At 54.2% G+C, this 25,934-nt stretch carries 25 protein-coding genes; 11 read left to right on the forward strand and 14 right to left on the reverse strand.

Annotated features, from left to right (window positions below):
- Nucleotides 1-103 precede the first annotated feature (103 nt).
- Nucleotides 104-1,297: a multidrug effflux MFS transporter gene (locus GVJ63_RS04615; protein WP_159226475.1), complete on the forward strand. Its 1,194-nt coding sequence runs from the start codon at nt 104-106 to the stop codon at nt 1,295-1,297.
- Here the strand turns inward: GVJ63_RS04615 and dadX are convergent.
- Together dadX and GVJ63_RS04625 are read right to left on the reverse strand one after the other, a co-directional pair.
- Nucleotides 1,290-2,360: a catabolic alanine racemase DadX gene (gene dadX, locus GVJ63_RS04620; RefSeq protein ID WP_010670275.1), complete on the reverse strand. Its 1,071-nt coding sequence runs from the start codon at nt 2,358-2,360 to the stop codon at nt 1,290-1,292. The genes GVJ63_RS04615 and dadX overlap by 8 nt on opposite strands.
- A 19-nt stretch (nt 2,361-2,379) precedes the next feature.
- Nucleotides 2,380-3,681 carry a D-amino acid dehydrogenase gene (locus GVJ63_RS04625; RefSeq protein WP_010260588.1) on the reverse strand — a complete coding sequence of 434 codons (1,302 nt, stop codon included), beginning with the start codon at nt 3,679-3,681 and terminating at the stop codon, nt 2,380-2,382.
- Between the two features lie 504 nt (nt 3,682-4,185).
- Here GVJ63_RS04625 and GVJ63_RS04630 point away from each other — a divergent pair.
- Nucleotides 4,186-5,721 carry a SpoVR family protein gene (locus tag GVJ63_RS04630; RefSeq protein ID WP_159226476.1) on the forward strand — a complete coding sequence of 512 codons (1,536 nt, stop codon included), beginning with the start codon at nt 4,186-4,188 and terminating at the stop codon, nt 5,719-5,721.
- Between the two features lie 41 nt (nt 5,722-5,762).
- Here the strand turns inward: GVJ63_RS04630 and fadR are convergent, their stop codons facing one another.
- Nucleotides 5,763-6,482 (reverse strand): fatty acid metabolism transcriptional regulator FadR, encoded by a 720-nt coding sequence (gene fadR / locus GVJ63_RS04635; protein ID WP_010670276.1) that lies wholly within the window; start codon nt 6,480-6,482, stop codon nt 5,763-5,765.
- Between the two features lie 483 nt (nt 6,483-6,965).
- Between fadR and dsbB the strand changes: the two genes are divergently transcribed.
- Nucleotides 6,966-7,496, forward strand: a complete 531-nt coding sequence (dsbB, locus tag GVJ63_RS04640) for a disulfide bond formation protein DsbB (RefSeq protein WP_045140298.1) — start codon at nt 6,966-6,968, stop codon at nt 7,494-7,496.
- A 632-nt stretch (nt 7,497-8,128) separates the two neighbouring features.
- Here dsbB and GVJ63_RS04645 read toward each other — a convergent pair.
- From GVJ63_RS04645 to GVJ63_RS04655, 3 genes are all read right to left on the reverse strand, one after another.
- A complete protein-coding gene (locus tag GVJ63_RS04645; protein ID WP_010260578.1) occupies nt 8,129-8,575 on the reverse strand; it encodes a YcgN family cysteine cluster protein in 447 nt (148 codons plus the stop codon).
- A 65-nt stretch (nt 8,576-8,640) separates the two neighbouring features.
- Nucleotides 8,641-9,300 (reverse strand): fumarylacetoacetate hydrolase family protein, encoded by a 660-nt coding sequence (locus GVJ63_RS04650; RefSeq protein WP_033757876.1) that lies wholly within the window; start codon nt 9,298-9,300, stop codon nt 8,641-8,643.
- A gap of 316 nt (nt 9,301-9,616) precedes the next feature.
- A complete protein-coding gene (locus GVJ63_RS04655; RefSeq protein WP_010260572.1) occupies nt 9,617-9,892 on the reverse strand; it encodes a YcgL domain-containing protein in 276 nt (91 codons plus the stop codon).
- 155 nt (nt 9,893-10,047) lie between these two features.
- Between GVJ63_RS04655 and minC the strand changes: the two genes are divergently transcribed.
- The 3 genes from minC to minE are packed head-to-tail and all read left to right on the forward strand — an operon-like array spanning nt 10,048 to nt 11,874.
- Nucleotides 10,048-10,755, forward strand: a complete 708-nt coding sequence (minC, locus tag GVJ63_RS04660; RefSeq protein ID WP_010260571.1) for a septum site-determining protein MinC — start codon at nt 10,048-10,050, stop codon at nt 10,753-10,755.
- A 33-nt stretch (nt 10,756-10,788) separates the two neighbouring features.
- Nucleotides 10,789-11,601: a septum site-determining protein MinD gene (gene minD, locus GVJ63_RS04665; RefSeq protein WP_010260569.1), complete on the forward strand. Its 813-nt coding sequence runs from the start codon at nt 10,789-10,791 to the stop codon at nt 11,599-11,601.
- Nucleotides 11,602-11,604: 3 nt separating this feature from the next.
- A complete protein-coding gene (minE, locus tag GVJ63_RS04670; protein WP_008925314.1) occupies nt 11,605-11,874 on the forward strand; it encodes a cell division topological specificity factor MinE in 270 nt (89 codons plus the stop codon).
- A 53-nt stretch (nt 11,875-11,927) separates the two neighbouring features.
- Here the strand turns inward: minE and rnd are convergent, their stop codons facing one another.
- The 6 genes from rnd to GVJ63_RS04700 all read right to left on the reverse strand — a co-directional run bounded on the left by rnd (nt 11,928) and on the right by GVJ63_RS04700 (nt 19,331).
- Nucleotides 11,928-13,049, reverse strand: coding sequence for a ribonuclease D (rnd, locus tag GVJ63_RS04675; RefSeq protein WP_159226477.1), 1,122 nt, complete (start codon nt 13,047-13,049; stop codon nt 11,928-11,930).
- Between the two features lie 98 nt (nt 13,050-13,147).
- On the reverse strand, nt 13,148-14,824 hold the full coding sequence (gene fadD / locus GVJ63_RS04680) for a long-chain-fatty-acid--CoA ligase FadD (RefSeq protein ID WP_159226478.1): 1,677 nt from the start codon (nt 14,822-14,824) through the stop codon (nt 13,148-13,150).
- Nucleotides 14,825-15,033: 209 nt separating this feature from the next.
- Nucleotides 15,034-15,630 carry a Slp family lipoprotein gene (locus GVJ63_RS04685; protein WP_010260563.1) on the reverse strand — a complete coding sequence of 199 codons (597 nt, stop codon included), beginning with the start codon at nt 15,628-15,630 and terminating at the stop codon, nt 15,034-15,036.
- A 60-nt stretch (nt 15,631-15,690) separates the two neighbouring features.
- A complete protein-coding gene (gene tsaB / locus GVJ63_RS04690) occupies nt 15,691-16,389 on the reverse strand; it encodes a tRNA (adenosine(37)-N6)-threonylcarbamoyltransferase complex dimerization subunit type 1 TsaB (protein ID WP_033779043.1) in 699 nt (232 codons plus the stop codon).
- A gap of 44 nt (nt 16,390-16,433) precedes the next feature.
- Complete coding sequence (locus GVJ63_RS04695) at nt 16,434-18,350, reverse strand: ATP-dependent DNA helicase (protein ID WP_010260556.1); 1,917 nt, start codon at nt 18,348-18,350, stop codon at nt 16,434-16,436.
- Nucleotides 18,351-18,593: 243 nt separating this feature from the next.
- Complete coding sequence (locus GVJ63_RS04700) at nt 18,594-19,331, reverse strand: carbonic anhydrase (protein ID WP_033771955.1); 738 nt, start codon at nt 19,329-19,331, stop codon at nt 18,594-18,596.
- A 1,856-nt stretch (nt 19,332-21,187) separates the two neighbouring features.
- Between GVJ63_RS04700 and GVJ63_RS04705 the strand changes: the two genes are divergently transcribed.
- Nucleotides 21,188-21,862, forward strand: coding sequence for an ATP-dependent Clp protease proteolytic subunit (locus GVJ63_RS04705; RefSeq protein WP_010670761.1), 675 nt, complete (start codon nt 21,188-21,190; stop codon nt 21,860-21,862).
- Between the two features lie 381 nt (nt 21,863-22,243).
- Here GVJ63_RS04705 and GVJ63_RS22170 read toward each other — a convergent pair whose 3' ends face one another.
- Entirely contained in the window at nt 22,244-22,411 is a 168-nt protein-coding gene (locus tag GVJ63_RS22170) for a hypothetical protein (RefSeq protein WP_167432858.1), read from the reverse strand.
- Nucleotides 22,412-22,761: 350 nt separating this feature from the next.
- Here GVJ63_RS22170 and GVJ63_RS04710 point away from each other — a divergent pair, with 350 nt between their 5' ends.
- Nucleotides 22,762-23,121: a hypothetical protein gene (locus GVJ63_RS04710; protein WP_010260549.1), complete on the forward strand. Its 360-nt coding sequence runs from the start codon at nt 22,762-22,764 to the stop codon at nt 23,119-23,121.
- Nucleotides 23,122-23,188: 67 nt separating this feature from the next.
- Nucleotides 23,189-23,533, forward strand: coding sequence for a RidA family protein (locus GVJ63_RS04715; protein WP_003852699.1), 345 nt, complete (start codon nt 23,189-23,191; stop codon nt 23,531-23,533).
- Nucleotides 23,534-23,544: 11 nt separating this feature from the next.
- Here GVJ63_RS04715 and GVJ63_RS04720 read toward each other — a convergent pair whose 3' ends face one another.
- On the reverse strand, nt 23,545-23,739 hold the full coding sequence (locus GVJ63_RS04720) for a YoaH family protein (protein WP_010260545.1): 195 nt from the start codon (nt 23,737-23,739) through the stop codon (nt 23,545-23,547).
- A gap of 110 nt (nt 23,740-23,849) precedes the next feature.
- Between GVJ63_RS04720 and pabB the strand changes: the two genes are divergently transcribed.
- Both pabB and GVJ63_RS04730 read left to right on the forward strand, forming a co-directional pair.
- Nucleotides 23,850-25,229: an aminodeoxychorismate synthase component 1 gene (gene pabB, locus GVJ63_RS04725; RefSeq protein WP_159226479.1), complete on the forward strand. Its 1,380-nt coding sequence runs from the start codon at nt 23,850-23,852 to the stop codon at nt 25,227-25,229.
- Nucleotides 25,213-25,776, forward strand: coding sequence for a CoA pyrophosphatase (locus tag GVJ63_RS04730; protein ID WP_159226480.1), 564 nt, complete (start codon nt 25,213-25,215; stop codon nt 25,774-25,776). The genes pabB and GVJ63_RS04730 overlap by 17 nt, the downstream gene beginning before the upstream one ends.
- Nucleotides 25,777-25,934: the final 158 nt, after the last annotated feature.

Raw genomic sequence — 25,934 nt, forward strand, 5'->3', positions numbered from 1 at the left:
CAGCAGGCATCGCACTTTCCGCACGACTTCCTCTATCTTTTTTGCCGCTGAATCATTACCCTCTGCGATCGTTTTTTAACAGAACGCTTACCCTCTGGTTGTTATGCAAAAATTTACTCTGCTGTTATTAAGCCTGGTGCTGCTGGCACCCTTAGGCATCGATCTCTATTTGCCCACGCTGCCACAAATCGCAGAAGGGCTGGATACGCCGGTTAATCTGGTGCAGACCACCATTCCCCTGTTTCTGCTGGTCATGGGACTGGGACAGCTGGTGACCGGCCCGCTGGTGGACAACTATGGCCGTAAGCCGATTGCCCTGCTGGGCCTTGCGCTTTACATCACGGGGAGTGCCATCGCCGCCACCGCCACCTCATTCCCGCTGTTCGTCCTTGCCCGCCTGGTGCAGGGCTGTGGCGTCTGCTGCAGCGCGGTCGTGGCCTTTAGCGGCGTGCGTGACCGCCTGAGCGGTGATGATGCCGCCCGTGCATATGGCTTCCTGAATGGCGCATTAAACATCGTCCCGGCCCTGGCTCCGCTGCTGGGCGGTTTGCTGGCCAGCGCCTTTGACTGGCGCGCACCCTTCTGGTTTCTCTGCGCCTACGGCGTGCTGATTACGCTGCTGGTGATTATCTGGCTGCCAGAGACGCGCCCGGCGGATACCCTGCGGGTGAAAGGATTACCGATTAAACAGTATGCCGCGATCCTGCGTCAGCCGCGCTTTCTGGCGTTCGCGTTCGCCAATGCCGGTGCGCTGGGCATGGTGCTGACCTACGTGTCGCTGGCACCGCAGGTATTAATGACCGAAGGCGGGCTGACGCCAATCCAGTTCTCTTTTGCTTTTGGCGCCAACGGTTTCTGGATCATGTTTGTCAGCATGTTCGTCAATAAAGCGATTCGCAAAGCGGGTCGCCCTTTCTGCCTGGCGATGGGATTCTTCACTATGCTGCTGGGCGCGGTGCTGCTGGTAGCGGGGATGCAGATCTTCCCGGCGGAGATGCAGACGCACTGGGCGCTTTACATGTTCCCGGTGGCCGTTTCAGTTGCCGGGCTGGCCTTTACGGTGGGACCGGCCACCAGCTATGCGCTGGAGCCCTATCAGCAACAGGCGGGCGTGGCATCCGCCTTGCAGGGATTCATTCAGATGGCCGGTGGCGCGTCAGGCAGCCTGTTCATTGTGGCGCTGCCGGTGGCGGAGAAGCTGTCGCTGAGTCTGATGATGCTGCTGGGTGCAGCGCTGGCCTTTATCGCCTGGCGCTGCAGCAGAAAGATGCGCGGCAGCCTGACCGCGCTTAAATAACGGTTACCGGAACGCGGGGTGCCAGCGCACACATCAGCTCGTACCCTACCGTTCCGGCCGCTTTTGCCACCTGATCGATTTTCACCTGCTCACCCCACAGCTCCACGGCTGAGCCAATACCGGCCTGGGGACAGGGGGTCAAGTCGACGGTGATCATATCCATCGAAACCGCACCAACCACCTGAGTCATTACACCATCGACACAGACGGGCGTACCCGTCGGGGCATGCCGTGGATAGCCATCCGCGTAGCCACAGGCCACCACGCCAATTCGCTGCGCTGCACTGGCGTGATAGCGGTAGCCGTAACCCACTCCATCGCCCGCCTGTAGCTGCTGGACCGCAATAATCTCACTGCTTAAGGTCATCACTGGCTTCAGGCCACTGCCTGCAATGTCCTGCCAGTCACCGCTGGGCGACGCGCCATACAGAATGATGCCGGGACGGACCCAGTCAAAGTGCGCTTCAGGATGCCACAGGGTGCAGGCGGAGTTGGAGAGCGATCGCGGACAGTTCAGTCCCTCAGCCGCCTGCTCTACGCGCTGCAGTGGCGCAATCAGACCCTGCGGATTTTCCGCATCGGCAAAATGGGCCATCAGCGTCATCTCACCTACCGTGCTCAGCGCCCGCAGCTTTTGCCATGCACCGTTGACCTGTTCCGGGCGAAAACCCAGTCGGTTCATCCCGCTGTTCATTTTGAGATAGATATCAACCGGTGCTGCGAGTCTGGCACTGGCCAGCGCGTTGATTTGCCAGTTACTGTGTACGCTGGTGGTGAGACGATAACGGTCAATCAGTTGCAGATCCTCTGGCTGGAAGAAACCTTCCAGCAGCAGAATCGGCTTTTTCCAGCCCTGCTCACGCAGCTGGATCGCCTCTTCCATATTAAGAAGCGCGAAGCCGTCAGTGGCAGATAACGCCTCGCGCACGCGATCAATGCCATGGCCATAAGCATTAGCTTTCACCACTGACCAGACGCGGGAGGCGGGTGCCGCCTGGCGAACAACAGTCAGGTTATGACGTAACGCCTGCTGGTTGATGGTAGCGACAATCGGACGTGACATCCTCTCTCTCCCTGAATACTTAACGAGTTGCGTTGGCGTTACGCAGCGGCGATGAGGTCGCCGCGAAACCGGGTAAGTAGCGGAACACCGCTAAGTCATCCGCCGCAATGGCCGGCTTTTTACCGGAGATGAGATCGGCCAGCAACTGACCAGAACCACACGCCATCGTCCAGCCCAGCGTACCGTGACCGGTATTGAGCCAGAGATTAGAGATCGGTGTGGCGCCCACAATCGGCGTACCGTCTGGCGTCATCGGACGCAGACCGGTCCAGAAACTCGCCTGCGCGAGATGACCGCCTTCAGGATAGAGATCACTGACCACCATCTCCAGCGTTTCCCGCCGCGCTTCGGTGAGTTTGGTGTTAAAACCAACAATTTCTGCCATCCCGCCGACACGAATACGATCGTCAAACCGGGTCACAGCCACTTTGTAGGTCTCATCCAGAATAGTTGAAACCGGTGCGGCGTCAGGATTTTTAATCGGAATAGTGAGTGAATAGCCTTTCAGCGGATAGACCGGAATATCGATGACATTTTTTAACAGCGCGGTCGAGTAGGAACCAAACGCCACCACATAGCTGTCTGCCTTGATAATCTCATCGCCGCACTTCACGCCATAGATGCGATTGCCATCGCGCAACAGGTGGTCGACCGGAGTGTTAAAACGGAAGACCACGCCCGCCTCTTCGGCCATTTTTGCCAGCCGCTGAGTAAAGAGCTGACAGTCGCCGGTTTCATCATTGGGCAGGCGTAATCCGCCGGTGAGTTTATGCTGGGTTGCCGCCAGTGCCGGTTCAACGCGAGACAGTTCATGCGCCTGCAGCAGCTCATAGGGCACACCCGCGTCGCGCAGCACCGCAATATCTTTGCTGGCGCTGTCGAACTGCTGCTGGGTACGGAACAGTTGCAGCGTCCCGCCCTGACGGCCCTCATAGGCGATGCCGGTTTCACTGCGCAACGCTTTCAGACAGTCACGGCTATATTCAGCAATCCGCACCATGCGGCTTTTGTTCTGCTGATAGTGATTGATGTCGCAGTTGCGCAGCATGTGCCACATCCACTCCAGCTGAAAACTACTGCCATCCAGCCGGATAGCCAGCGGCGCGTGGCGCTGAAACATCCACTTCACCGCTTTCAATGGCACGCCGGGCGCTGCCCAGGGTGCGGCATAACCCGGAGAGATCTGACCGGCATTCCCTGCACTGGTCTCCATCGCTGCGGCGGGCTGACGATCAATGACCGTCACCTGATGTCCGGCACGTGCCAGATACCAGGCACTTGCCACCCCGACCACACCACTTCCAAGAATTACAACGTGCATAGCTCCCCCACCCGACCTGTAAAAGCATAATTCACTGTTCAACTGATGATAGTCAGCGGATTTACACAGCAGACACCACCACAGAATTTCACCATCCATTTCACATCTTTTTTACTTTTCAGGTAACTAAAATCTTGTCGCACGGCCAATTTCAGCGCTTTATGCGTCTTAATCCTTAAACACAGAAATAAATGACAACGAAGGCAGTTAAATCTGCCTGTTGCAGGAGATTCATTCAACCCCATACATTCCGCTTATAAACAGGATTTGATTCCGCAATTTATAATAAGACCAGTATTAAAGGCTGTTAAATTCTCTGCCGCACCACTCTTAATGATTTTGTGCCAAAGAATTCGTTTGAGTTCGCATTTCGGATAAGCGACAGTGGGCTATCATTGTTGTGTTCGCTCAGTTTTTTTCGGGTTCCCTTTTTCAGGATGAAGCCTTAAATAACCAGAACGGGTTGTCTTTCGGGTCAGCCGGTTTGCAAAAAAGAGGTGCGCTATGACGACAATCTTTGACGAAGCCATCAGAGACAGCAAACGACTCAATGACGGACCAGACTGGACATTCGAACTGCTTGATGTCTACTTAGCCGAGATCGACCGGGTGGCTAAACTCTACCGGCTTGATACCTACCCGCACCAAATCGAAGTGATTACCTCTGAACAGATGATGGATGCCTACTCCAGCGTCGGCATGCCAATCAACTATTCACACTGGTCATTCGGCAAAAAGTTTATCGAGACCGAGCAGCGCTATAAGCATGGTCAGCAGGGTCTGGCCTATGAGATTGTCATCAACTCCAATCCCTGCATCGCCTACCTGATGGAAGAGAACACCATGACCATGCAGGCGCTGGTGATGGCGCATGCCTGCTATGGCCACAACTCTTTCTTTAAAAATAACTATCTGTTCCGCAGCTGGACGGATGCCGGGTCGATTGTCGATTACCTGTTATTTGCCAAAAACTATATCAGTGACTGCGAAGAGCGCTATGGCGTCGAAGAGGTAGAGCGGTTGCTCGACTCCTGCCATGCCTTAATGAATTATGGCGTCGATCGCTATAAGCGCCCGCAGAAGATCTCTCTGCAGGAGGAGAAGGCGCGGCAGAAAAGCCGTGAGGAGTATCTGCAAAGTCAGGTGAACACCCTGTGGCGAACGCTGCCACGGCGTGAGAAAGAGGCCGTGACCTTTGAAGCCGCGCGCTACCCCTCTGAGCCGCAGGAAAACCTGCTCTATTTTATGGAGAAAAACGCCCCGCTGCTGGAGTCATGGCAGCGTGAGATCCTGCGCATTGTGCGCAAGGTAAGCCAGTATTTCTATCCGCAGAAACAGACCCAGGTAATGAATGAAGGCTGGGCGACATTCTGGCACTACACCATCCTCAATCACCTCTATGATGAAGGCAAAGTGTCGGAACGCTTTATGATGGAGTTCCTGCACAGCCACACCAACGTCGTGTTTCAGCCGCCCTATAACAGTCAGTGGTATAACGGCATCAACCCCTATGCTTTAGGGTTCGCGATGATGCAGGATATCAAGCGTATCTGTCAGTCGCCGACCGAGGAGGATCGCTACTGGTTCCCGGATATCGCCGGTTCCGACTGGCTGGAAACGCTGCATTTTGCGATGCGCGAGTTCAAGGATGAGAGTTTTATCAGCCAGTTCCTGTCGCCGAAAGTCATGCGTGATTTCCGTCTGTTTACCGTACTGGATGATGACCGCAACAACTATCTCGAAATCGCCGCGATCCACGATGAGGCGGGCTACCGGGCAATTCGCCAGCAGCTCTCTGCGCAGTACAACCTGAGTAATCTCGAACCGAATATTCAGGTCTATAACGTCGATCTGCGCGGTGACCGTTCGCTGACTCTGCGCTATGTGCCGCAGAGCCGCATGCCGCTGGATAAGAGCCGTCGCGAGGTGCTGAAGCATGTGCATCGTCTGTGGGGATTTGATGTGATTCTGGAACAGCAGAACGAGGATGGCAGCGTAGAGTTGCTGGATCGTAATCCACCACGCGGTTCATCACTCTGATGGGTTAAAACAAAAAACCGGACGCGATGTCCGGTTTTTTTTTAACGCTTACTGCCGAGATCGTCGGGCAGATTCTTCTGCATACTGTGCCAGATTTCACCGCTGCGGCGGCCGTAGTTGCGCACCACGTCCACAATCTCATCCTGTCCTGGCTCTTTGTCGCACAGTTCCAGCAGTTTGAGATAGAAATCGCGCGCGACCTGACGGGCTTCCGGATTAGAGAAGTAGTGGCGGCCAACGCGGGTATAGAGCCCTTTCAGGCCATTCAGGATCAGACCGTAAATCGGGTTACCTGACGCAAACGCCAGACCGCGGAACACCCGGTAGTCAAGCTCGGTATAGGCATCAGCCTGATCGGCAGCCGCGCTGACCGTTTCCAGCACTTCGCGCGCTTTGTCCGGATGATGGCGCAGCGCCCGGCTGATAAAGATCGATGAAATGTTGCTGCGTACCGACAGCAGGTTGTCGATCAGCACCGGAACGCTGTCGTGATCGAGACGGGCCAGCGTTTCCAGAATATTCAGGCCGGACGTCTCCCAGAAATCGTTCACCCGCGTCGGTTTACCGTGCTGAATAGTCAGCCAGCCATCGCGCGCCAGGCGCTGCAGCACTTCACGCAAGGTGGTGCGCGTCACCCCAATCAATTCAGAAAGCTCACGCTCAGCAGGAAGAATCGACCCTGGCGGAAAGCGACTGTTCCAGATGCTTTCAATAATATACTCTTCAGCAAATCCCGCTGGACTCTGAGCCTTTATAACCATAGCAATGTGTTCTCGTTGCTTTTCTAATCATGATGGGCACTCATCATACCAGACGCCCTATAGCGGATATAGCCTGCGTAACCATTAAAACCGGGTGCAGGCGCATATTTCAGCATGGCTGACCGCAGTATCAGCGGCTTCGGGATCACGGGCGGGCTGAATGGCTTTCTGCGCTGAAATGGCGCGTGCCACAGCACCGCTGAGTGTCAGCGTTCAGCCACCCTGAAAGCGCAGGACTTTGACAGCATATAACCCGCGCCTGCCGTTTCGCCTCCTGCCGCATGCGATCGCCTCTGTCGCCACTGCGGCTCTCCCCGCTCTTCACTGACCGGCGTTCTGCCGATAAGGTCTGGCTTATCCTCATTTAACCTGCTCTGGATCAGAATCAGGTCATGTTTGCACACGATTTTTCCCTGTCCCTGGCTGGTTTGCAAACGCTTTTGGTTTACACTGCGTGGCATTAACGTTTACAGGGAATGCAATATGTTGCGATATCTGAATCAATGCTCACGTGGTCGCGGAGCCTGGTTACTACTGGCACTGACTGCACTTGCACTGGAATTAACAGCACTCTTTTTTCAGCACGTAATGGGCCTGAAGCCCTGCGTGATGTGTATTTATGAGCGCAATGCGCTGTTTGGTGTGCTGGGCGCGGGTCTGGTTGGTGCGATTGCGCCAAAATCGCCGTTGCGTCTGGCGGCGCTGGCGTTGTGGATCTACAGTGCCTGGGAAGGTCTGCGTCTCTCTTATGAACATACCATGATTCAGCTGCACCCTAACCCCTTCACCACCTGTGATTTTGCTGCCCGCTTCCCCAGCGGCTTACCGCTGGATAAGTGGCTGCCGTCGGTGTTTCTTGCCAGCGGTGACTGTGCAGAACGCAGCTGGACTTTCCTGACGCTCAGCATGCCGCAGTGGATGATTGTGGTGTTCGCCGGTTATCTGCTGGTCGCGGCGCTGGTGCTGATATCCCAGCCGCTGAAACCTAAACGCCGCGATCTCTTTGGTCGCTGAGATCAAAAAAGGCTGCCACTGGCATAATGCTGGTCAGTTAAGCGACAGGTGATAACGCAGTCTGGTGCCGGGCAGGGGCTGGCGGTCCTCGCGCCGCTGCGCGGTTCCTTCACTTCATTCCTCTGCCTGACGGACCGCCGGGGATGGCACATCCTGTGCCGCCCCGCCTTTCGCCCGCGTCCTGCGGGCTCTCCTGGCAGACTCATTCTGTTCAGCGCTGCGGATTGCCTGCCCCTGCCCGGCACCAGCCTGCTCTGAAACTTCAGTGTGTATTGTTAAAAAGGGCACGAGAGTGGAGGCCTGAGCGCCTCTGCTGCTGAAAGGGCTATCCGCAGCGCTGAGGCGTGACGGTGGGCCAGAAGTCCACGCCGGGAAGCGTGGACAGTTCGGGGCCGGCCAGGGAGGGCCGATCCCCGAACGGTTCGTCGGCACGACGTCAAAGCCGAAGGTACCGCGTGAGCGGCGCGAGGACGGCCCGGCAGCAGCAGAGGTGCGCAGGCACGCGCTGCGGCTTGCTCGCCCGGAAAATAAGCTGCCACGTTTGACCGTGACAGCCTTTACAAATCTAATCTTAACTGACCAGCATTATGCCACTGGCAGCCTTTTTTCTGTTCCGATTGATAGCGCGGCACTCAGCCGTTGCGATCGGGGCGATCAATGATGTGATCTTCCCAGTCCCGCACTTCACTCTCACGCACCGCAATATAACGCACCGAAATACGCTGCGCATGCATCGCTGTTTTCGAACCGGCCCGCAGCGGATGCCATACGGGTAAATCTTTGCCCTCACCCAGCAGCCGGTAGGCGCAGGTGCGCGGCAGCCAGTTGAAGGTCGTCAGATTTTCGCGCGTTAACTTGATGCAATCCTCTTCAAGCTCGAAGCGGCGCTCATAGTTACGGCACTGGCAGGTTTTAATATTGAGCTGATCACAGGCGACATTGGTGAAGTAGATCTCATCGGTGTCGGCGTCCTGCAATTTGTTCAGGCAACACTGTCCACAACCATCACACAAGGATTCCCATTCCTCATCGCTCATTTGTGCCAGGCGTTTTTGTTGCCAGAAAGGGGTGTCAGTCATGATGATTTGTCCGGATTGTGCCTAAACCGCACCTTATAAAGCCTATGCGGCGGTGATGCAAGTTTTTAGAGTACGCGCGTGCTGATGCCATGACCCGCCAGTGAAACTTCCAGCTGATCACCCGAGCGCATTGGGCCTACCCCTTCTGGCGTACCGGTCAGAATCACATCGCCTGCACGCAGGGTGAAGTAGTGGCTCATATGGGCAATCAGCGGCAGGATTTTATGAATCATGTCTTCGGTATTGCCGTGCTGACGCACTTCACCGTTCACCAGCAATTTAAGCTCGACGTTCTGTGGATCGCCACTGAATTCCGTCACCGGGATAAAACCGGAGACAGGACAGGCGTTATCAAAGCCTTTGGATTTTTCCCACGGCTGGCCCGCTTTTTTCAGCCCGGACTGCAGGTCACGCAGTGTCAGATCCAGCGCCACGCCATAACCTGCAATCGCCTTAGCCACATGTGCATCGGTCGCCTGCTTCAGTGTCGCGCCGATCAGCACCGCCAGTTCAACTTCATGATGGACCTCGCCAAACGCGTCGGGAATAGAGAGCGGCTGACGCAAATCACACAGCGCCGTTTCCGGCTTGATAAAGATCACCGGTTCGGTTGGGGTTGCGCTGCCCATCTCTTTAATGTGCTTTGCATAATTACTCCCGACGCAAACCACTTTGCTGACCGGAAAATCTAACAGAGCGCCTTGCCAGTTACGATGCTGATACATGCTCATCCCCTGTTCAGGTTAGGTGTGATGCCAGCGCTGCTGGCGGGTTGATGTTTGCTCATGCGTTGATCGAAATGCCAACCTCATAGCGTGATAATAAGATCCTTTTAACGGTCCGGGGTGCGTAATTTGTCAGAAAGCGTAAATGCAGGCGTTGAAGTGCTGAATAATCGTACAAATCAGGAGAAAAAATTGAGCAGGGAATTTAAAAAGGGGTGAAACAGATAAGCTGCACCGTTAATTTTGCGCAGCATCAGGGCAATATTATCCTGCCAGGATCGCACCGACAGGATTTATATTTACAGAAGAATCCGAGTTAAAGTTTTTTATCGGCCTGTAAATGAATGTTGAGGAGACTTTCAATCGGCGGAGGGAGCTGTAAATAATAGCCCTGCTCGCTCAATCCCTGCTTAACTTTATTGATATCCGCATTAGCCAGCCTGTCCCGCCCCGCCAGCTTAAGCACCATCGCCAGCTGCGGCTTGCCAAAGCCTTTCAGCAATTCTTCCGGAACGCGCGAGAAATCGTCCTTTTTTTCAACATAGAGATAAGTCTGGTCACGTAACGGGCTTCTGTAGATCACACAAAACATATTTTTTACTCGAATTAACCGGCGTTGAGGCTTGTCTGAATATAGCTGTAACTATAACATGCTTGCAGAACTTCGAATATTCACCGTTAGCGCTTCCACGATGATTTTATCATCGCCAGGCTTTCGGTAGTGAAAACAGGACTGAGTCGGGACAGATGTCGCAAACGCCAATCGAATTCAAAGGTAGCAGTTTCACCCTGTCTGTCGTCCATTTGCATCACCATGACCCTGCGGTGATTCGCAAGGCACTCCAGGACAAGATTGACCAGGCTCCAGATTTCCTGAAAAACGCGCCGGTGGTACTTAACGTCTCGACATTAAGTGCCGATGTTAACTGGAAACTGTTGCAACAGGCGGTTCTCGCCACCGGTTTACGCATTGTCGGCGTAAGCGGCTGCAAAGACGAAGCGCTGAAACGTATGATCGCCCGTGCCGGCCTGCCCGTGCTGGCAGAAGGTAAAGAGGCCAGACCGCAAGCCGCCGCGCCGCAGCCGATACCTGAACCTCTGCCGGCTGTAACCGAAACGGTAGCAACGAAAACCCGCATCGTGAACACCCCGGTGCGCTCGGGCCAGCAGATTTATGCGCGTGATGCCGATTTGATCATCACCAGCAGCGTCAGCGCCGGCGCTGAACTGGTCGCCGATGGCAATATTCACATTTACGGCATGATGCGCGGTCGCGCCCTGGCGGGTGCCAGCGGTGACCGCAACTGCCAGATTTTTTGTACCAACCTGGCTGCCGAGCTGGTCTCGATTGCCGGAGAGTACTGGATCATGGATCAGATCCCGCAAGAATTTTTTGGTAAAGCTGCGCGCCTGTGCCTGCAGGATGGCGCGCTGACTATCCAGACACTTAATTAGGCCCCTTTTCTTTTGTTAAGGAAATCAACATTTATGGCACGCATTATTGTAGTTACATCCGGTAAAGGGGGCGTTGGTAAGACCACGTCAAGCGCGGCCATCGCCACCGGTTTAGCGCAGAAAGGCAAAAAGACAGTTGTGATCGATTTTGATATCGGTCTGCGTAACCTGGATTTGATCATGGGCTGTGAGCGCCGTGTGGTCTACGACTTCGTTAATGTAATCCAGGGCGATGCCACACTGAACCAGGCGCTGATTCGCGACAAACGCACGGAGCAGCTCTACATTCTGCCTGCGTCGCAGACCCGTGATAAAGATGCGCTGACCCGTGAGGGTGTTGAAAAAGTTCTGAACGATTTGGCTAAGATGGAGTTCGATTTCATCGTCTGTGACTCACCGGCAGGGATTGAAACGGGCGCACTGATGGCGCTCTACTTTGCCGATGAAGCCATTATTACCACCAACCCGGAAGTCTCTTCTGTCCGCGACTCCGACCGCATTCTCGGCATCATCTCATCGAAATCCCGTCGCGCTGAAAACAGTCAGGACCCGGTGAAGGAGCATCTGCTGCTGACCCGCTATAACCCTGGCCGGGTGAACCGTGGCGATATGCTGAGCATGGAAGATGTGCTGGAGATCCTGCGCATTCCTCTGGTCGGCGTGATCCCTGAAGATCAATCGGTGTTACGTGCCTCTAACCAGGGCGAACCGGTGATTCTTGACGGCGAATCTGATGCTGGCAAAGCCTATGCCGATACCGTTGAACGGTTGCTCGGTGAAGTACGCCCCTTCCGCTTTATCGAAGAAGAGAAGAAGGGTTTCCTGAAACGCCTGTTCGGGGGATAAACCATGGCATTACTTGATTTCTTTTTATCCCGGAAGAAGAACACTGCCAACATAGCCAAGGAAAGGCTGCAGATTATCGTGGCAGAACGGAGAAGGGGCGACAGTGAGCCCCACTATCTTCCGCAACTTAAGCGCGACATTCTGGAAGTGATTTGCAGATATGTGAAGATCGATCCAGAAATGGTAACGGTTCAGCTCGACCAGAAAGGTGATGATATCTCGATTCTGGAGCTGAACGTGACGCTGCCGGAAACGGATGAAGTGACTAAATGACGCTGACCGTTTGCTGAATTTCCCCTGCGCTCTGGCAGGGGAAATTTAACCGGTTAACAACCCGCCAGAATCTCCTCAATGCCGGGTTTCAGCAGTTCGCCCCGCCATCCGGTGAGTAACTCCGGCTGACGTCCCTGTGGCTTCAGGCCCCAGTGCTGACTTAATACCTGATTAATCTGACGTCGTGACGCCAGCAGCTCCTGACTGAATCCACTCTGCTCACTCACCTGCTGCACCAGCGCTTTCATCGCTTTAAACACTGGCTTGTAGTGCGGATGGTCAATTAGATTGCCCAGCGGAGCCGGCAGTTCGCTCTCATCCAGCGCCTCAGCTTCTGCCACCAGCGCCACCAGCGCTTTGCCGTGGAAACGAATTTCGTGGCCTGACAGCCCCAGATGATCCAGCTCGCCCAGCGAGCCGGGCATAAAGCGCGCCACTTTCCACAGGTGCTCTTCGCGCACCACAAAGTTAACGGCCATATCTTTTTCACGCGCCAGCTTCAGACGCCAGGCCGCCAGCCGCTGCAACGCCGCCAGCTGACGCGGGCGCAACTGCCAGGCATTGGTAATATCCCGCCAGGCTTCTTCCGGCGACAGGCTATCCAGACGACGCTGACACAGGTTATCGCACTCACTGAGGGCCGCCGCCATATTGCCGGCCTCTTCCGTATTGATCATCAGCTGACGCGCAATTGGCAACAGATAGTGAACGTCCGCCGCCGCATACTCGCACTGACGCTGGGTCAGAGGGCGTGCCAGCCAGTCCGTGCGTGATTCACTTTTATCGAGTTCGACCTGAGTGAAATGCGCCACCATTGAGGCAAAACCCCAGGAGAGCGGCTGGCCTGAGAATGCCGCCAGAATCTGGGTATCGATCATGGGCGTCGGCAGCACGCCGAAACGGTGCAGGAAGACTTCCAGATCTTCACCCCCGGCATGCAGGAATTTGGTGACGCTGGTGTCGGTCAGCAAGGCAATAAAGGGTGACCAGTCACGGATATTCAGCGGGTCAATCAGCACCAGTTGCTGATCGTCGAACAGCTGGATCAGGCCAAGCTGAGGGTAGTAAGTGCGGGTGCGGACAAATTCGGTATCCAGGGCCACCGCCGCGTGCTGGCGCGCTTTCTGACACACGTCTGCCAGTTGATCATCCTGGTCGATAAGGGAATAGTTCACGTCTGATTTCCACCGCAGCCAACAACGCGCGGCGCTCCATGTTAAAAACAATAAAAACGCCGGACATGCCGGCGTTCAACCTCAATTTCTGCCCGGATTCAGCTCGCGCCGGGTTTCGCCTCGTCGCGCAGCTCACGCCGCAGGATCTTGCCGACGTTGGTTTTAGGCAACTCATCACGAAACTCAATGATTTTCGGCACCTTGTAACCGGTCAGCTGACGGCGACAGTGATCGAGCACCTCTTCTTTGGTCAGCGACGCATCTTTTTTCACGATGCAGACTTTTACCGCTTCGCCAGAAAGATCGCTGGGGACACCGATAGCCGCGGCTTCACGCACTTTAGGATGCTGCATCAGCACGTCTTCGATTTCATTCGGATAGACATTAAAACCTGATACCAGAATCATATCTTTTTTGCGGTCAACGATGCGAATAAAGCCTTCCTGGTCAACGGTAACAATATCACCGCTGTGGAGCCAGCCATTTTTCAGCACTTCCGCTGTCGCTTCCGGATGCTGCCAGTAGCCCAGCATCACCTGCGGGCCGCTGATGCAAAGTTCGCCCGGTTCACCCGGAGCAACTTCATTGCCGTCGTCATCCAGAATCAGCACATCGGTCGAGGGCACCGGCAGACCGATACTGCCGGTATGACAGCTGATGTCATAGGGATTGACCGACACCAGCGGAGAACACTCTGTCAGGCCATAGCCTTCCAGCAGATAGTGTCCGGTCAGTTTTTCCCAGCGCTCAGCCACCACTTTCTGCACCGCCATTCCGCCACCGGCGGAAAGACGCAGCGTTGAAAAATCGAGTTTATTAAACTGCTCATCGTTGAGTAGCGCATTAAACAGCGTGTTCACGCCGGTAATGGCGGTAAACGGAAATTTCCCCAGCTCTTTAACAAAACCGGGAATATCGCGCGGATTGGTGATCAACAGATTCTGACCGCCCAGCTCCAGGAACAGCAGGCCATTCACCGTTAAGGCGAAGATGTGATAAAGCGGCAGCGCGGTGACGACACACTCTTTACCGTCACGCAGCAGCTTGCCGTAGGTCGCGCGGGTCTGCTCAAGATTCGCCTGCATGTTGCGATGGGTCAGCATCGCCCCTTTGGCCACGCCAGTGGTGCCCCCGGTGTATTGCAGGAAGGCGAGATCGTCATTGGAGACCGTCGGGCGTTGATAATTGAGCGTTTCGCCGACTTCCAGTACGTGGCGAAATGAGATTGCCCCCGGCAGATGGTATTTGGGCACCAGCTTCTTCACATACTTAACGACAAAGTTAACCAGTGTCGCTTTTATCGGCGCCAGCTGATCGCCCATCCGGGTCAGGATGACGTGCCGCACAGCAGTTTTCGCCACCACTTTTTCCAGCGTGTGCGCAAAATTCGAGACAATGACAATCGCACTGGCCCCACTGTCATTGAGCTGATGCTGCAGCTCGCGCGGCGTATAGAGCGGATTCACATTGACCACGACCATACCTGCACGCAGCACACCAAACAGGGCCACCGGATACTGCAGTAAATTCGGCATCATCAGTGCCACCCGGTCACCCGCTTTCAGGCCCAGCTGTTGCTGAAGATAGGCGGCAAAAGCGCGGCTCTTCTCTTCCAGCTGACGATAACTCATCTTCTGACCCATGTTCAGGAACGCGGGTTGATCGGCGTAGCGTTTTGCGGCCTGCTCAAACAGATCCACCAGCGAGGTGTAACGATCTGCACTTATTTCGGCAGGCACATCTGCCGGGTAGCGTTTCAGCCAAACCTTATTCAAGGATCCACCCCGATAATTTTGTTGTATTTCCATCGCTGCCTCAGCCAATCTGGTTTGTTAACAATATTTTAACTGATTGTACCAGTTTGCCTGTTTTGGCATGTTGAGGTTGCGAAGTGCATCACTAAATTTCGTGCTGATAAAACAGGCAAATAAAAAGCCCGGCAGCGAGCACCGCGACCGGGCTGATACTTAAATGTTTTTTGCACTTACTCAGTCAGAATGGTCTGCACCTCTGCCGGCCCACTGTTCATCATTCCCCAGTAGGGATTCGGGCCCCAGTATCCACCGCGATGGCGGGTCGGACCATACCAGATCCAGGGATCCATCGGCTGAGGTGGAGCTGTCACCTGCTGGGTAAGTCGCCAGCGCTGATAACCGCGCACATCGATGACCGCAAATTTATAATCCGCTTCACCAATTTTGCCCTGCTCTGTCCCCTTAAGGGTACCCAGCACCGTCACATACTGATTTCTGACATCCACCGGATCAACGAAACCGCGGATATCGGCATAAATCCGACCGACCGAGGCCGCACCCAGACGCGGTCTGGCGCTATCATCCAGCGGCTGCGCAGCAATCTCAAGCCGGGTTTTGCCGTTCAGGTTAGTGACATTCACTACCTTGCCGCCAAAGCGAGATTCCTGCCCGACAAAGAGCGAAGGATTGCTCATGACCCGCAACAGATCCTGCTGCGGCTGAGGTGAGCTGCCCTGCAGCGTGTCAGGAATTGAGACACAACCGGTTAACGCCAGTACACAGGTCAGCAGCAGACCTGAAAGCCCTTTACCACACATTGACGACATAGACGTTCTCCCGTTAGGTAAAGAGTTAGACTGGACGCATAACAATAAGTTGCGTGCATTTTACCGGCCAGGTAATTTTTTCCAGGCGACTTCATTACGCAGATAAGTGGGCTCCGCTATTTCCGGCAGCAGCGTCTTCCCCTGCGCCAGCGCAAGGGTCGCCAGCGGCAGCATATCTTCTGCAGCGGGCAGCGTAACGTCACTTGCGTTCAGGGTAAGTTCGTGTCCCTGCTGCAGGGCAGGATAAGCCTGCCAGCCGGTGCCTGCGGTCATCCATTCGCCAGAAAGCGCCTGCATCCGAGCCAGTGCCGCTTCGGGCGACAGCACGCTTTCGCTGGCCTCACCCTGCCAGGCACCCTGTTCATCACGCTGATATTCGGCCCAGTAGACCTCGCCCATCCGCGCATCAATAGCGGTTAATACGCGGGTAGCACCGTGCAGACGCCACGCGCCTTCCGCCAGCGTGGCAAGCGTGGAGACCGCGATCATCGGCAGTGAAGCGCCCAGTGCCAGTCCCTGCGCAATACCAATGCCAATCCGCACGCCGGTAAAACTGCCAGGGCCGCGACCAAAGGCGAGCGCGTCCAGGTCGGTCAGTTCCAGCTGCTGTGCCAGCAGTAGCTCTTCGATCAGCGGTAAAATACGCTGGGTGTGATCGCGCGGGGCAATTTCGAATCGGGCATCAATCTGTTGCTGATTCAGCAAGGCGGCTGAACAGGCTTCTGTCGCCGTATCCAGCGCTAAAATTCGGGCTGACATGACTACCTCAGAAGAAAGAAAACGGCGCGCATCTTAGCATAAAATTACGCGTCTGGTTCGGGTTGCTGGCGGATAAAGGCGATGGCGCGGGCAATGTCCCGGGTGCGCGGCGTCGGTGGCAGGCTATTGAGAAACAGCGCGCCATAAGGACGAGAAACCAGACGCTGATCGCAAATCACCAGTACGCCACGATCGTCGGTATCGCGGATTAAACGTCCCACGCCCTGCTTCAGGGTGATCACCGCATCCGGCAGCTGCACATCCGTAAAGGGATCGCCGCCACGAATCCGGCAATCTTCCATTCTGGCTTTCAACAGCGGATCTTCCGGTGAGGTGAACGGCAGTTTATCGATGATCACCAGCGACAGCGCATCACCCCGCACATCCACGCCTTCCCAGAAACTGCTGGTCGCCACCAGCAGGGCATTGCCCTTATCGATGAACTGTTTCAGCAACTGACCCTTGCTGGTTTCACCCTGCACCAGCACGGGCAGCGTCATTGAGGCGCGAAATTCTGCGGCCAGCTCACGCATCATCAGGTGCGACGTGCAGAGAAAGAAACAGCGGCCTTTATTGGCATCAATCAGCGGCTTCATCATTGCGGCCAGCTGGCGTGCACCACCCGGACGGTTAGGCTCCGGCAGATTGCGCGGAACGCAGAGCAGCGCCTGCTTCGCAAAATCGAACGGGCTGTTCAGAATCAGGCTTTTTGCTGCATTCACACCCAGCCGTTCGGCGAAGTGTGCCATTTTCTCATCCACCGCCAGGGTGGCTGAGGTGAAGATCCAGGCAGCCTTACGATTATCCATTACTTCACGGAAGCGTTCTGCCACCGAGAGCGGCGTCAGCGCCAGGATAAAGTGACGTGAGGTACATTCATACCAGTAGCTGTAGCCCGGCTCGTTAATCGCCCGCAGCCGTTTTAACCGGCCACGGTAGAGCGCGGCTCGCTCGAAGGCGGCATCCAGCAGGGCTGAACGGCCCAGTGAGAGTTTGATAACGTCGTAACAGAGCTCAAGCGCATCATCCAGCAGCGTAAACATCCGCAGGATGTTGTTATCGCTCAGCAGTTCACGCAGGTTACCGCGATAGCCGGGATCGCCTAATGACAGGCGAAAATCCTGCGCGCACTGCGCCAGGCGGTCAGCGGATTTCTGCAGCTGCTGAGCATCACGCACCTCGGTGCGGTAGGCGGTAATAATATCTTTGGCGAGATCGAGTAACTGGCGGCTGGAGAGCTGCTGACCAAAATACTGACTGGCGATATCGGGCAGCTGATGGGCTTCATCGAAGATCATCACATCAGCTTCGGGAATAAGTTCGCCAAAGCCGCCCTCTTTCACCACCAGATCGGCAAGAAAGAGATGGTGGTTCACGACCACCACATCGGCGTCCATCGCGCGCTTACGCGCTTTGACCACAAAGCACTCTTTATAGCGCGGGCAGTCAGTGCCGAGGCAGTTATCGTTGGTGCTGGTGACCAGCGGCCAGACCGGGCTGTCTTCGGTCACGCCCGCACAGCTGCTGATGTCGCCATCTTCCGTCTGCGATGACCAGCTGCGCAGCGTCACCAGATCGGTCAGCCCCTGCGCGGTGAGATCGCCGCCCGCCATCGATTGCTGTTCCATGCGTTCCAGGCAAAGGTAGTTGGAGCGTCCTTTCAGCAAAGCCGTTTTACCTTTGAAATCCAGCGCCTTGATCATCGTAGGCAGATCGCGGCCATAGAGCTGATCCTGCAGCGCCTTGGATCCGGTGGAGACAATTACTTTTTTACCGGCCCGCAGAGCGGGAGCCAGGTAGGCATAGGTTTTTCCGGTGCCGGTACCGGCCTCGACCACCAGTTCACCCTGCTGTTTTACGGCTTCAGATACCGCCTGCGCCATCTCACGCTGTGCTTCACGCGGCTTAAAGCCTGCGATCGCCAGCGCCAGCGCGCCATCCACTGCAAAATCGTCTGCCACATACCCTCACTAAGAACGGCAAAAACACTGTAATTATGTCAGTATTGGATCAACAAAGCAAAATTGATAATTATCAATAGCTTATCTATTTCCAACCGTTGGGGGCGTGGCAGCTAAAGACTCTGGATCGCGTCTGAAAGATGGGGAAAAAGGCGGCAGGTGGCCGCCTGAAGAGAAGCGCTCGCAGCACCGGGATGCCTGATGGAAAAGTTGCACCGCGAAAGGCAGCAGAAATCGCTGTGACTACTCTACAATCATGCGCCCATTGAGATGCTGCAACGGACGATTATTGGTGGTTTTCAGCGCCTGTTTAAAGGCGTCGAGCTGCGCCTGAGAGAGCGAAACCGGCTGTTTCAGCACCAGCCAGCGAATCCCTTCGCTGCAGGGTGGCGTCGTCAGGGAGCCGCTGAAACGATAATAGTGCAGATCTTCCGGGAAGAGATCGCGTAAATTTACCTGGCGATTAATGGTTACCTGCTGGTTTTCCTGTTTCGGCATAGCGTCGATCAACGGTGCCAGCGCCGGATTCTCTTCACCGACCTTAAACATCACCGCGACCACGGCCAGATCGCCATCCTCTTTGCTGTGTACAAAGTGGGCTTCAAGGGGAAAGGTGTGCCCATTGATCTGGTTCTCACTCGGCGTATGGAAGTGATACTGACGCAGCGTGAACTTTTCCCGATCCAGTACAAAATCATCTTCTTCATCAACGGTCACCTGAATCGTGTGGCCATTGTTGATCACCTTCTCAGCCGACGTATGGTAGGCCAGATCGAGTGCCTGTAAATGTCCCTCAATCGGATCTTTAATATTGATAGGCGACTGGGACTTACCTTCGTGGCAGATGTGGAAGTCGCTGGTCAGTTCGCTCCAGTGTTCCGGGCCAGCTTTGCCTTCGTACGTCCAGTGCGGTTCCGCCGCACCGGCTACGTTGAGGGTAGAAAGCGCCACAACCAGACTTAACATTTTTGGTAATTTCATTTTTATCCCTGCTTTATAAGCTTATTTGCGGCAGGGATACTATTCCGCTGACTACTGAATCAGCAAGGTGACAAAATGCGTTAAATCAAAATCAGAACGAATAAAGAGTTTATAATTACAATCAATGTTAATTTAATTAACAAACATCACGATGTGACGTTTTTAAGCACTTCAGGAAAGGGTTGATATCAATCTCTCTGAATAAAAGAGTTTCATTTTCCTGTATTTATCATTTTGATAGTCGAAACGAGCCGGGAGGGAAATTTTGCACTAAATTCAGGCGACGTAAGAAACCGCAAAACTGCACGCAGGCGGTTTTGCGGTGCAACGCGATAACGCGTCATAAAAGATTATGCAGGTGACGCTAGACATCCTTTTCTAATGGTTCCTCTTCTTCATCTTCTTCCTCATCTTCAGGATAAATCTCAGCGTCATCGGGCAGCGGCTCATCGTAATCAGGGCGTTCAGACATAATTTCCTCCGGTGTCAGATAGCAATTTTGCTATGCCCTTTGAGTGTAGCTTACTCCTGCCATCTGTTTTGCAAGGCTCGCAAAAGATATCAGAAATGCGGGCGCTGCCGAAGACTCTGCTTCGCCACTGCGTGAAACAGCCTTGCGTCACAGCCGGTGCTGATAGCGTACCGGTTAATCGGATGCCCATTCGCCTCCTCCAGCCGCGTTATCATTGACGTCAGTCGGATAGCGGGTTTGATAATTCGCCGCTGAAAAAACTGTGCTTTCAAAAAAACCTGTTACTCGTTTAATGAATAAAAGGCCGGAACTTAACTACCTATAATATAGGGACACGAAAAGTTAATGATGCGATTCAAAGCACAATCATGCACAAAGAAAGGTAACATTAAATAAAAACTCAACAGGAGTAGCATTAAACATCGTTATGTTGTTATAAGAAAAAATTCCTGATATAAAAGAGACAGAATTTAAACGCAATCTGTGAGCATTAGCGGATTGAATATTTCCTCTGATGCAGCCACGCTGACTTAACAGATGGTAGAGAGGTAATTAAAATTCAGGAATTCTGTTATCTCTCACAGGCAATAAAAACTTGTCGCCGGATGAGTCACATCACAATAGAAACCATGCCTCACGGCATCCGTCCTCTTTAAAAGGCCGTTTAAGACTATCTCGCTAAAGATATCCGTTAATGTAAATGAAGTGGGGTTTTATATTATAAGTTAAGTGGGATGTAATCTGGCTGTTGCTGCCCTGTTGCATCCATCTGTCAGTCAGGACACAATTAAATCAATAAGGAGAAATATCATTGTTCCCTAAATTACCCCGGTATAGCTTAGTGATTCTGACGCTGAGCGGTTGTGTTACCAACGATGAGGTCAAACTTAACCCAGTTGGTCAACATAGTGAACCTGTCATGCCGCATATAAACCAGGGGATCAGCCCTGCACAGCGGCGCGCGATTATGTCCGGCGAACAACCAGACTGGTCTGACGTTTATCCTCAGCGAATCAATAAAAACTCGTCAGCAGTCAGGAAATGATCTGCACGTCGTAGCAGTTAACGTCGTTACTCCACCACTCACATAGCGTAAAAAACACTGTGGAAAATAATCAACACGTCGATGATGTCTCCCTATGGGATTGGATTGTCACATTAATTTTAACCGGCATACCCGTATTAAATTTTTTCATGCTGCTTTACTGGTCCTTAAACCGAAGGACTAAACGTTCAAAGAAAAACTACGCCAGAGCGAGTTTATTATTGATATTCGTCGTACTTATCTTCTATATCATCACCCTGGAAGTTACAACGGGCTATTTTCTTTTTAAACATTACTGATCCTTAAACTGACAGCGTCACACCCTTAAATGGAGTTTTTATGGTGCGTTATTTCACTTTTCTGTTATTGGGCGTCACTTCCGCTTGCTGCATAGCAAAAACGTCAGTGGTGATAAATAACACCCTGAAAGCGCAAGAGATAAAATCGGCAAAAATCGTTTACATTGGCGAGGTTAATGGCACTAAAGTGGCAGAATTGATGGCAGGCATCGATGATATTAATGCAAGTTACCCTGCTGTAAAAGAAATATCGCTTTATATAAACAGCTTTGGCGGCGACATGGAAGCCGGCTATATGGGCGGTCAGGCCGTCAGGGGGTCAAGGATTCCGATAAAAACCATCAATGCCGCAATGACGGGTTCGGCGGCTACCCTGATTTATTGCTCAGGGGCGCAAAGGGAAACATTACCCAGCGCAACGTTTTTAATCCACCCTGCAGCGAGTCAAAACATTCAGAGCAACTATCTGAAAAAAAATGAAGTCATTTTACTCAGCAGAGATATCGATAATGTCAGTAAAATATTCAGGGACACCTATGCATCCTGTTTCAAAGATGACGGGATAGAGATAGATAAAGCCTTATTCAGTGAAGACAACCGTATTTACCTGCGTTTTCCAGAATCTGTAAAACAGGGTATTGCACAAAAACGTGTTGAAGGAATCGCCCCCGCTGATGTCGCTTATTACATTTTCACTTCAGAGGCCAGCGGCTAGCAAAAATAACGTTATTTATGCCTGCTGGACGAATACTTTTTATCAGATATGCGCCGCCTGGACAGATGGGCGTGCTGGCGGGGAGACATATCGAGCCGTTAGCGGGTAATCCAGAGAAGAACATAACGCAGACGACGTTCAGATGGGACGCCGCAGGATCTCACCATCAATATCACGGTGGATTTTCGCAGTAAGCGCTACCCTTGCATGGTGAGTTTTTTGAGCAGCAATAGCAGGGTTGATTCAACACTGGCCGATAAAAAGCGGCAAATAAAGCAGGCCGCTCAGCCAGATACGGCTCATTCTGGTACAGGGCGTTTATCTGTTTCTGGCTGGTGACCTGATATCACGATTATTGGCGACGCTGCTCTTGCGACCTGCTTATAAGCGGACGTACAACGCGCCCGCCAGCATAACGATGAACAGAATAGCGAAGGTAATAAAGCCCTGCTTAGTGCCACGGGACAATCCAACAAACGCCGAAACCACAATAAACAGCAGCGTCAGTGCGCCGACCATCACCCAAAAAAGATACTGCGTATTCGCCATGCCTGAATCCTCATCCGTAGCGCGATTTATCTGCTGTTTTATAACATTTTTATGCCGCGCGTGCCCTCACTTCTCCCGCTCTTTCGACGCTTTATGCTGCTTTAGTGCAGCAGGGCTGCAACAGTGACAACGTCCGCGGCTCATGATCATGATGCAGACAGTGTGATGCAGTTAGCAAATGCAGAGGAACGCAGCGAGTAAACAAACGCGCGGATTATAATGATTAAATCAGCTTACCGTTGGGATGTGGCACCCGTAGGCTGACGTGCTGAGACTGGTTTAACATTGCCGTTCAGGCGGTGTAAAACAGATGGCCTTAACCCGACTGCCTGACTCAGGCGGAGGAATGTATGAACTGTTTCCGCATCGGCTCTCTGGCTGGCGTGCTGCTGCTCTGCGGCTGCCAGGCACCCACGCCTGATCAGGCTCGTCTGCAGCAGCCTGTTTTTCAGGGTCAAAGCACCCGCACCGTCCCTCAGCTCAGCGACTGTATTTATCGCGGCTGGTCCACCACCAGCGTCATTGCCAGAGATAACACCACCCACACCCAGCCCAACGGCAGCGAGATCAGCGTTTTTACCTGGGAAGATTCGATTTTTGCGGATGTGTCGCCCCGCCGAAAAGGGGCTGAGGTGAAATATTTCACGACTTTCCGGATGGCGCCTCAGGTGATGGCGGACAGACAGGCGATTGTTGAGCGCTGCCTGTAAAGCGTAAGGGGTGACAGCGATGTCGGGAGTGTGCCAGGCTAATGCGCAATTAACCAGGGAGAAACCGATGAGTATTACCCGCATTGACCCGGAACACCGTATGTCCGAAGCCGTGATCCACAACGACACAATCTATTACACCAGTGTGCCTGAGAATCTGGATGCCGACGCAGAAGCGCAGACAGCCAATGCGCTGGCAGTGATTGATGCGATTCTGACACGGCTCGGTAGCGATAAAAGCAAAATCCTTGATGCGACACTGTTTCTGGTGGATAAGGCCGATTTCCCTGCGATGAACCGCGCATGGGACGCATGGGTCTCCCCAGGTAATGCGCCGGTGCGCTGCACGGTACAGGCCGGTCTGTTGAATCCGAAGTACAAAATCGAAATTAAAATTATCGCTGCACGTTAAAACGCCGGGCGTTATTCCTCTTCGTTTTCTTCATCTTCGTCTTCGAATAGCGCCCGAATCCGTTCGCCCTTGAAATTTTGTCGGATCTCCTGCGCCACCTGGGTGATCGCTTCACCGCTCGACAAACCTCCCGCCATCAATTCCTGAATACGTTCGACGGCCTGCTGCTGCTGCTCATGAGAGAGAGCCGGTATTCCTATAAACATGTTTCACTCCTGCGTTGGGGCAGACAGTATCCCACGCGGAACTAACAGGTGCCAGTCAGGAAAAAATATGGCAGTCTGACCGCCTCTTTGCTCTCTGATTTCTCTGCCCGATGATTGTTGAAACCCTCAGTCTTGATTATACCCCGGATGCGCTGACTCAGCGTTTTGCCCCGATTGCCCATCTGCCCTGGGCGATGCTGCTTTCCTCCGCGCAGGCGAACCACAGTGACAACCGCTTTGATATTCTGACCGCCGATCCCCGCGCCACCCTGGTGACCCGCGGTGCGATGACTACGCTCAGCGACCCGACCGGCACGACCGAATCAACCGCCGATCCCCTGCTGCTGGTGCAGCAGCAGTGTGATGCGCTGGGCGTGACGCCGGCTGCCAGCGATGCCCTGCCGTTTCAGGGCGGTGCGCTGGGCCTGTTTGGTTATGATCTGGGCCGCCGGTTTGAGTCCCTGCCTCAGCAGGCCGCAGCCGATCTCACCACGCCTGACATGGCGGTGGGTATCTATGACTGGGCATTGATTGCCGATCATCATCAGCAGACCCTGACGCTGGTGGCGTTAAAGAACGCGGAAGAACGCGCCGCCTGGCTGGCGCAATGGCCCGCGCGCGAGGCCCTGCCCTTTTCACTGACCAGCCGCTGGCGCTCCAACCTGAGCTATGCAGATTACGCTGCGCGTTTTGCGGCGGTTCAGGCCTATATTCAGGCGGGTGACTGTTATCAGGTTAATCTGGCGCAGCGCTTTCAGGCCAGTTACCAGGGTGATGAGTGGCAGGCATTCAGTATACTCAATGCGGCTAACCGCGCGCCGTTCAGCGCTTTTCTGCGTCTGCCGGAGAGCGCAATCCTGAGCCTGTCGCCGGAGCGCTTTCTGTCGCTAAATAATAAACAGATCGAAACCCGACCGATCAAAGGTACCCGGCCACGCTGTGACGATCCGATTGCTGATGCTCAACAGGCTGAGTCGCTGCGCCATGCGGAAAAAGATCGGGCCGAAAACCTGATGATTGTCGATTTGCTGCGCAACGATATTGGCCGCGTGGCGCTACCCGGCTCGGTCACGGTGCCGCAACTGTTTGTGGTTGAACCCTTCCCCGCCGTGCACCACCTGGTGAGCACGGTGCGGGCGCAGCTACCTGACACCCTGCAGGCCACCGATCTGCTGCGCGCCTGTTTTCCGGGCGGCTCGATTACCGGTGCGCCCAAGATTCGGGCGATGGAGATTATTGATGAACTGGAGCCGCAGCGGCGCAATGCCTGGTGCGGCAGCATCGGTTATCTCAGCCTGTGTGGCCGGATGGATACCAGCATCACCATTCGCACGCTGATTGCTGAAGGTCAGCAGCTCTACTGTGCGGCGGGCGGCGGGCTTGTTGCAGACAGCGATTCCGAAGCGGAGTATCAGGAAACACTCGACAAAGTCAGCCGGATCTTACCGGCACTGGAACAAACCGGAGGTTCAGTTGGCCCTGACGCTTGATGATTTTCGCAGCCGTTTTCTGTTGCAGCAGCCTGCCCGCAGCACACAATTGCTATCCGGGCGCCATGCGGCGGTGCTGGTGCCGATTGTGGCACGGCCTGAACCCGGCCTGTTGCTGACGCAGCGCTCACATGCCCTGCGCAAACATGCCGGACAGGTCGCCTTTCCCGGCGGGATGCAGGATGACACTGACGCATCGCTCATCGCCACAGCACTGCGTGAAACACAGGAAGAGGTTGGCATTGAGCCGCATCAGGTCGAGGTATTAGGCGCACTGCCCGCCGTGACCAGCAGCACCGGTTTTCAGGTGACGCCGGTACTGGGGATCATTCCTGCCGATCTGCGGTTAACGATTAATCCGGATGAGGTGAGCAGCGCCTTTGAGATGCCGCTGGCCGAGGCTTTGCAGCTCAGCCGCTACAGTGCGCTGGAAGTGCATCGGGCTGGCGTTCGCCATCCGGTCTGGCTGTCGCGCTATCAGGATTATCTGGTGTGGGGCATGACCGCGGGAATTATCCGATCACTGAGTGCTCAGATCGCATTCTGAGACCTTTCTCGTTTTTTCCTCTCTCCGGCCCGTCAGGTTACTGGCGCGCTGCGCTATAATTTTTTCTATCCGTTTTGATAAGTTTATTTCATGCGAAAAGCTGCTCTTTCCTGGTGCATGACCATTACTATGGGCGCCATAAACTGCCCCGGCAGACT

This window comes from Pantoea sp. 18059 (assembly GCF_902706165.1).
Lineage (GTDB): Bacteria > Pseudomonadota > Gammaproteobacteria > Enterobacterales > Enterobacteriaceae > Pantoea > Pantoea agglomerans.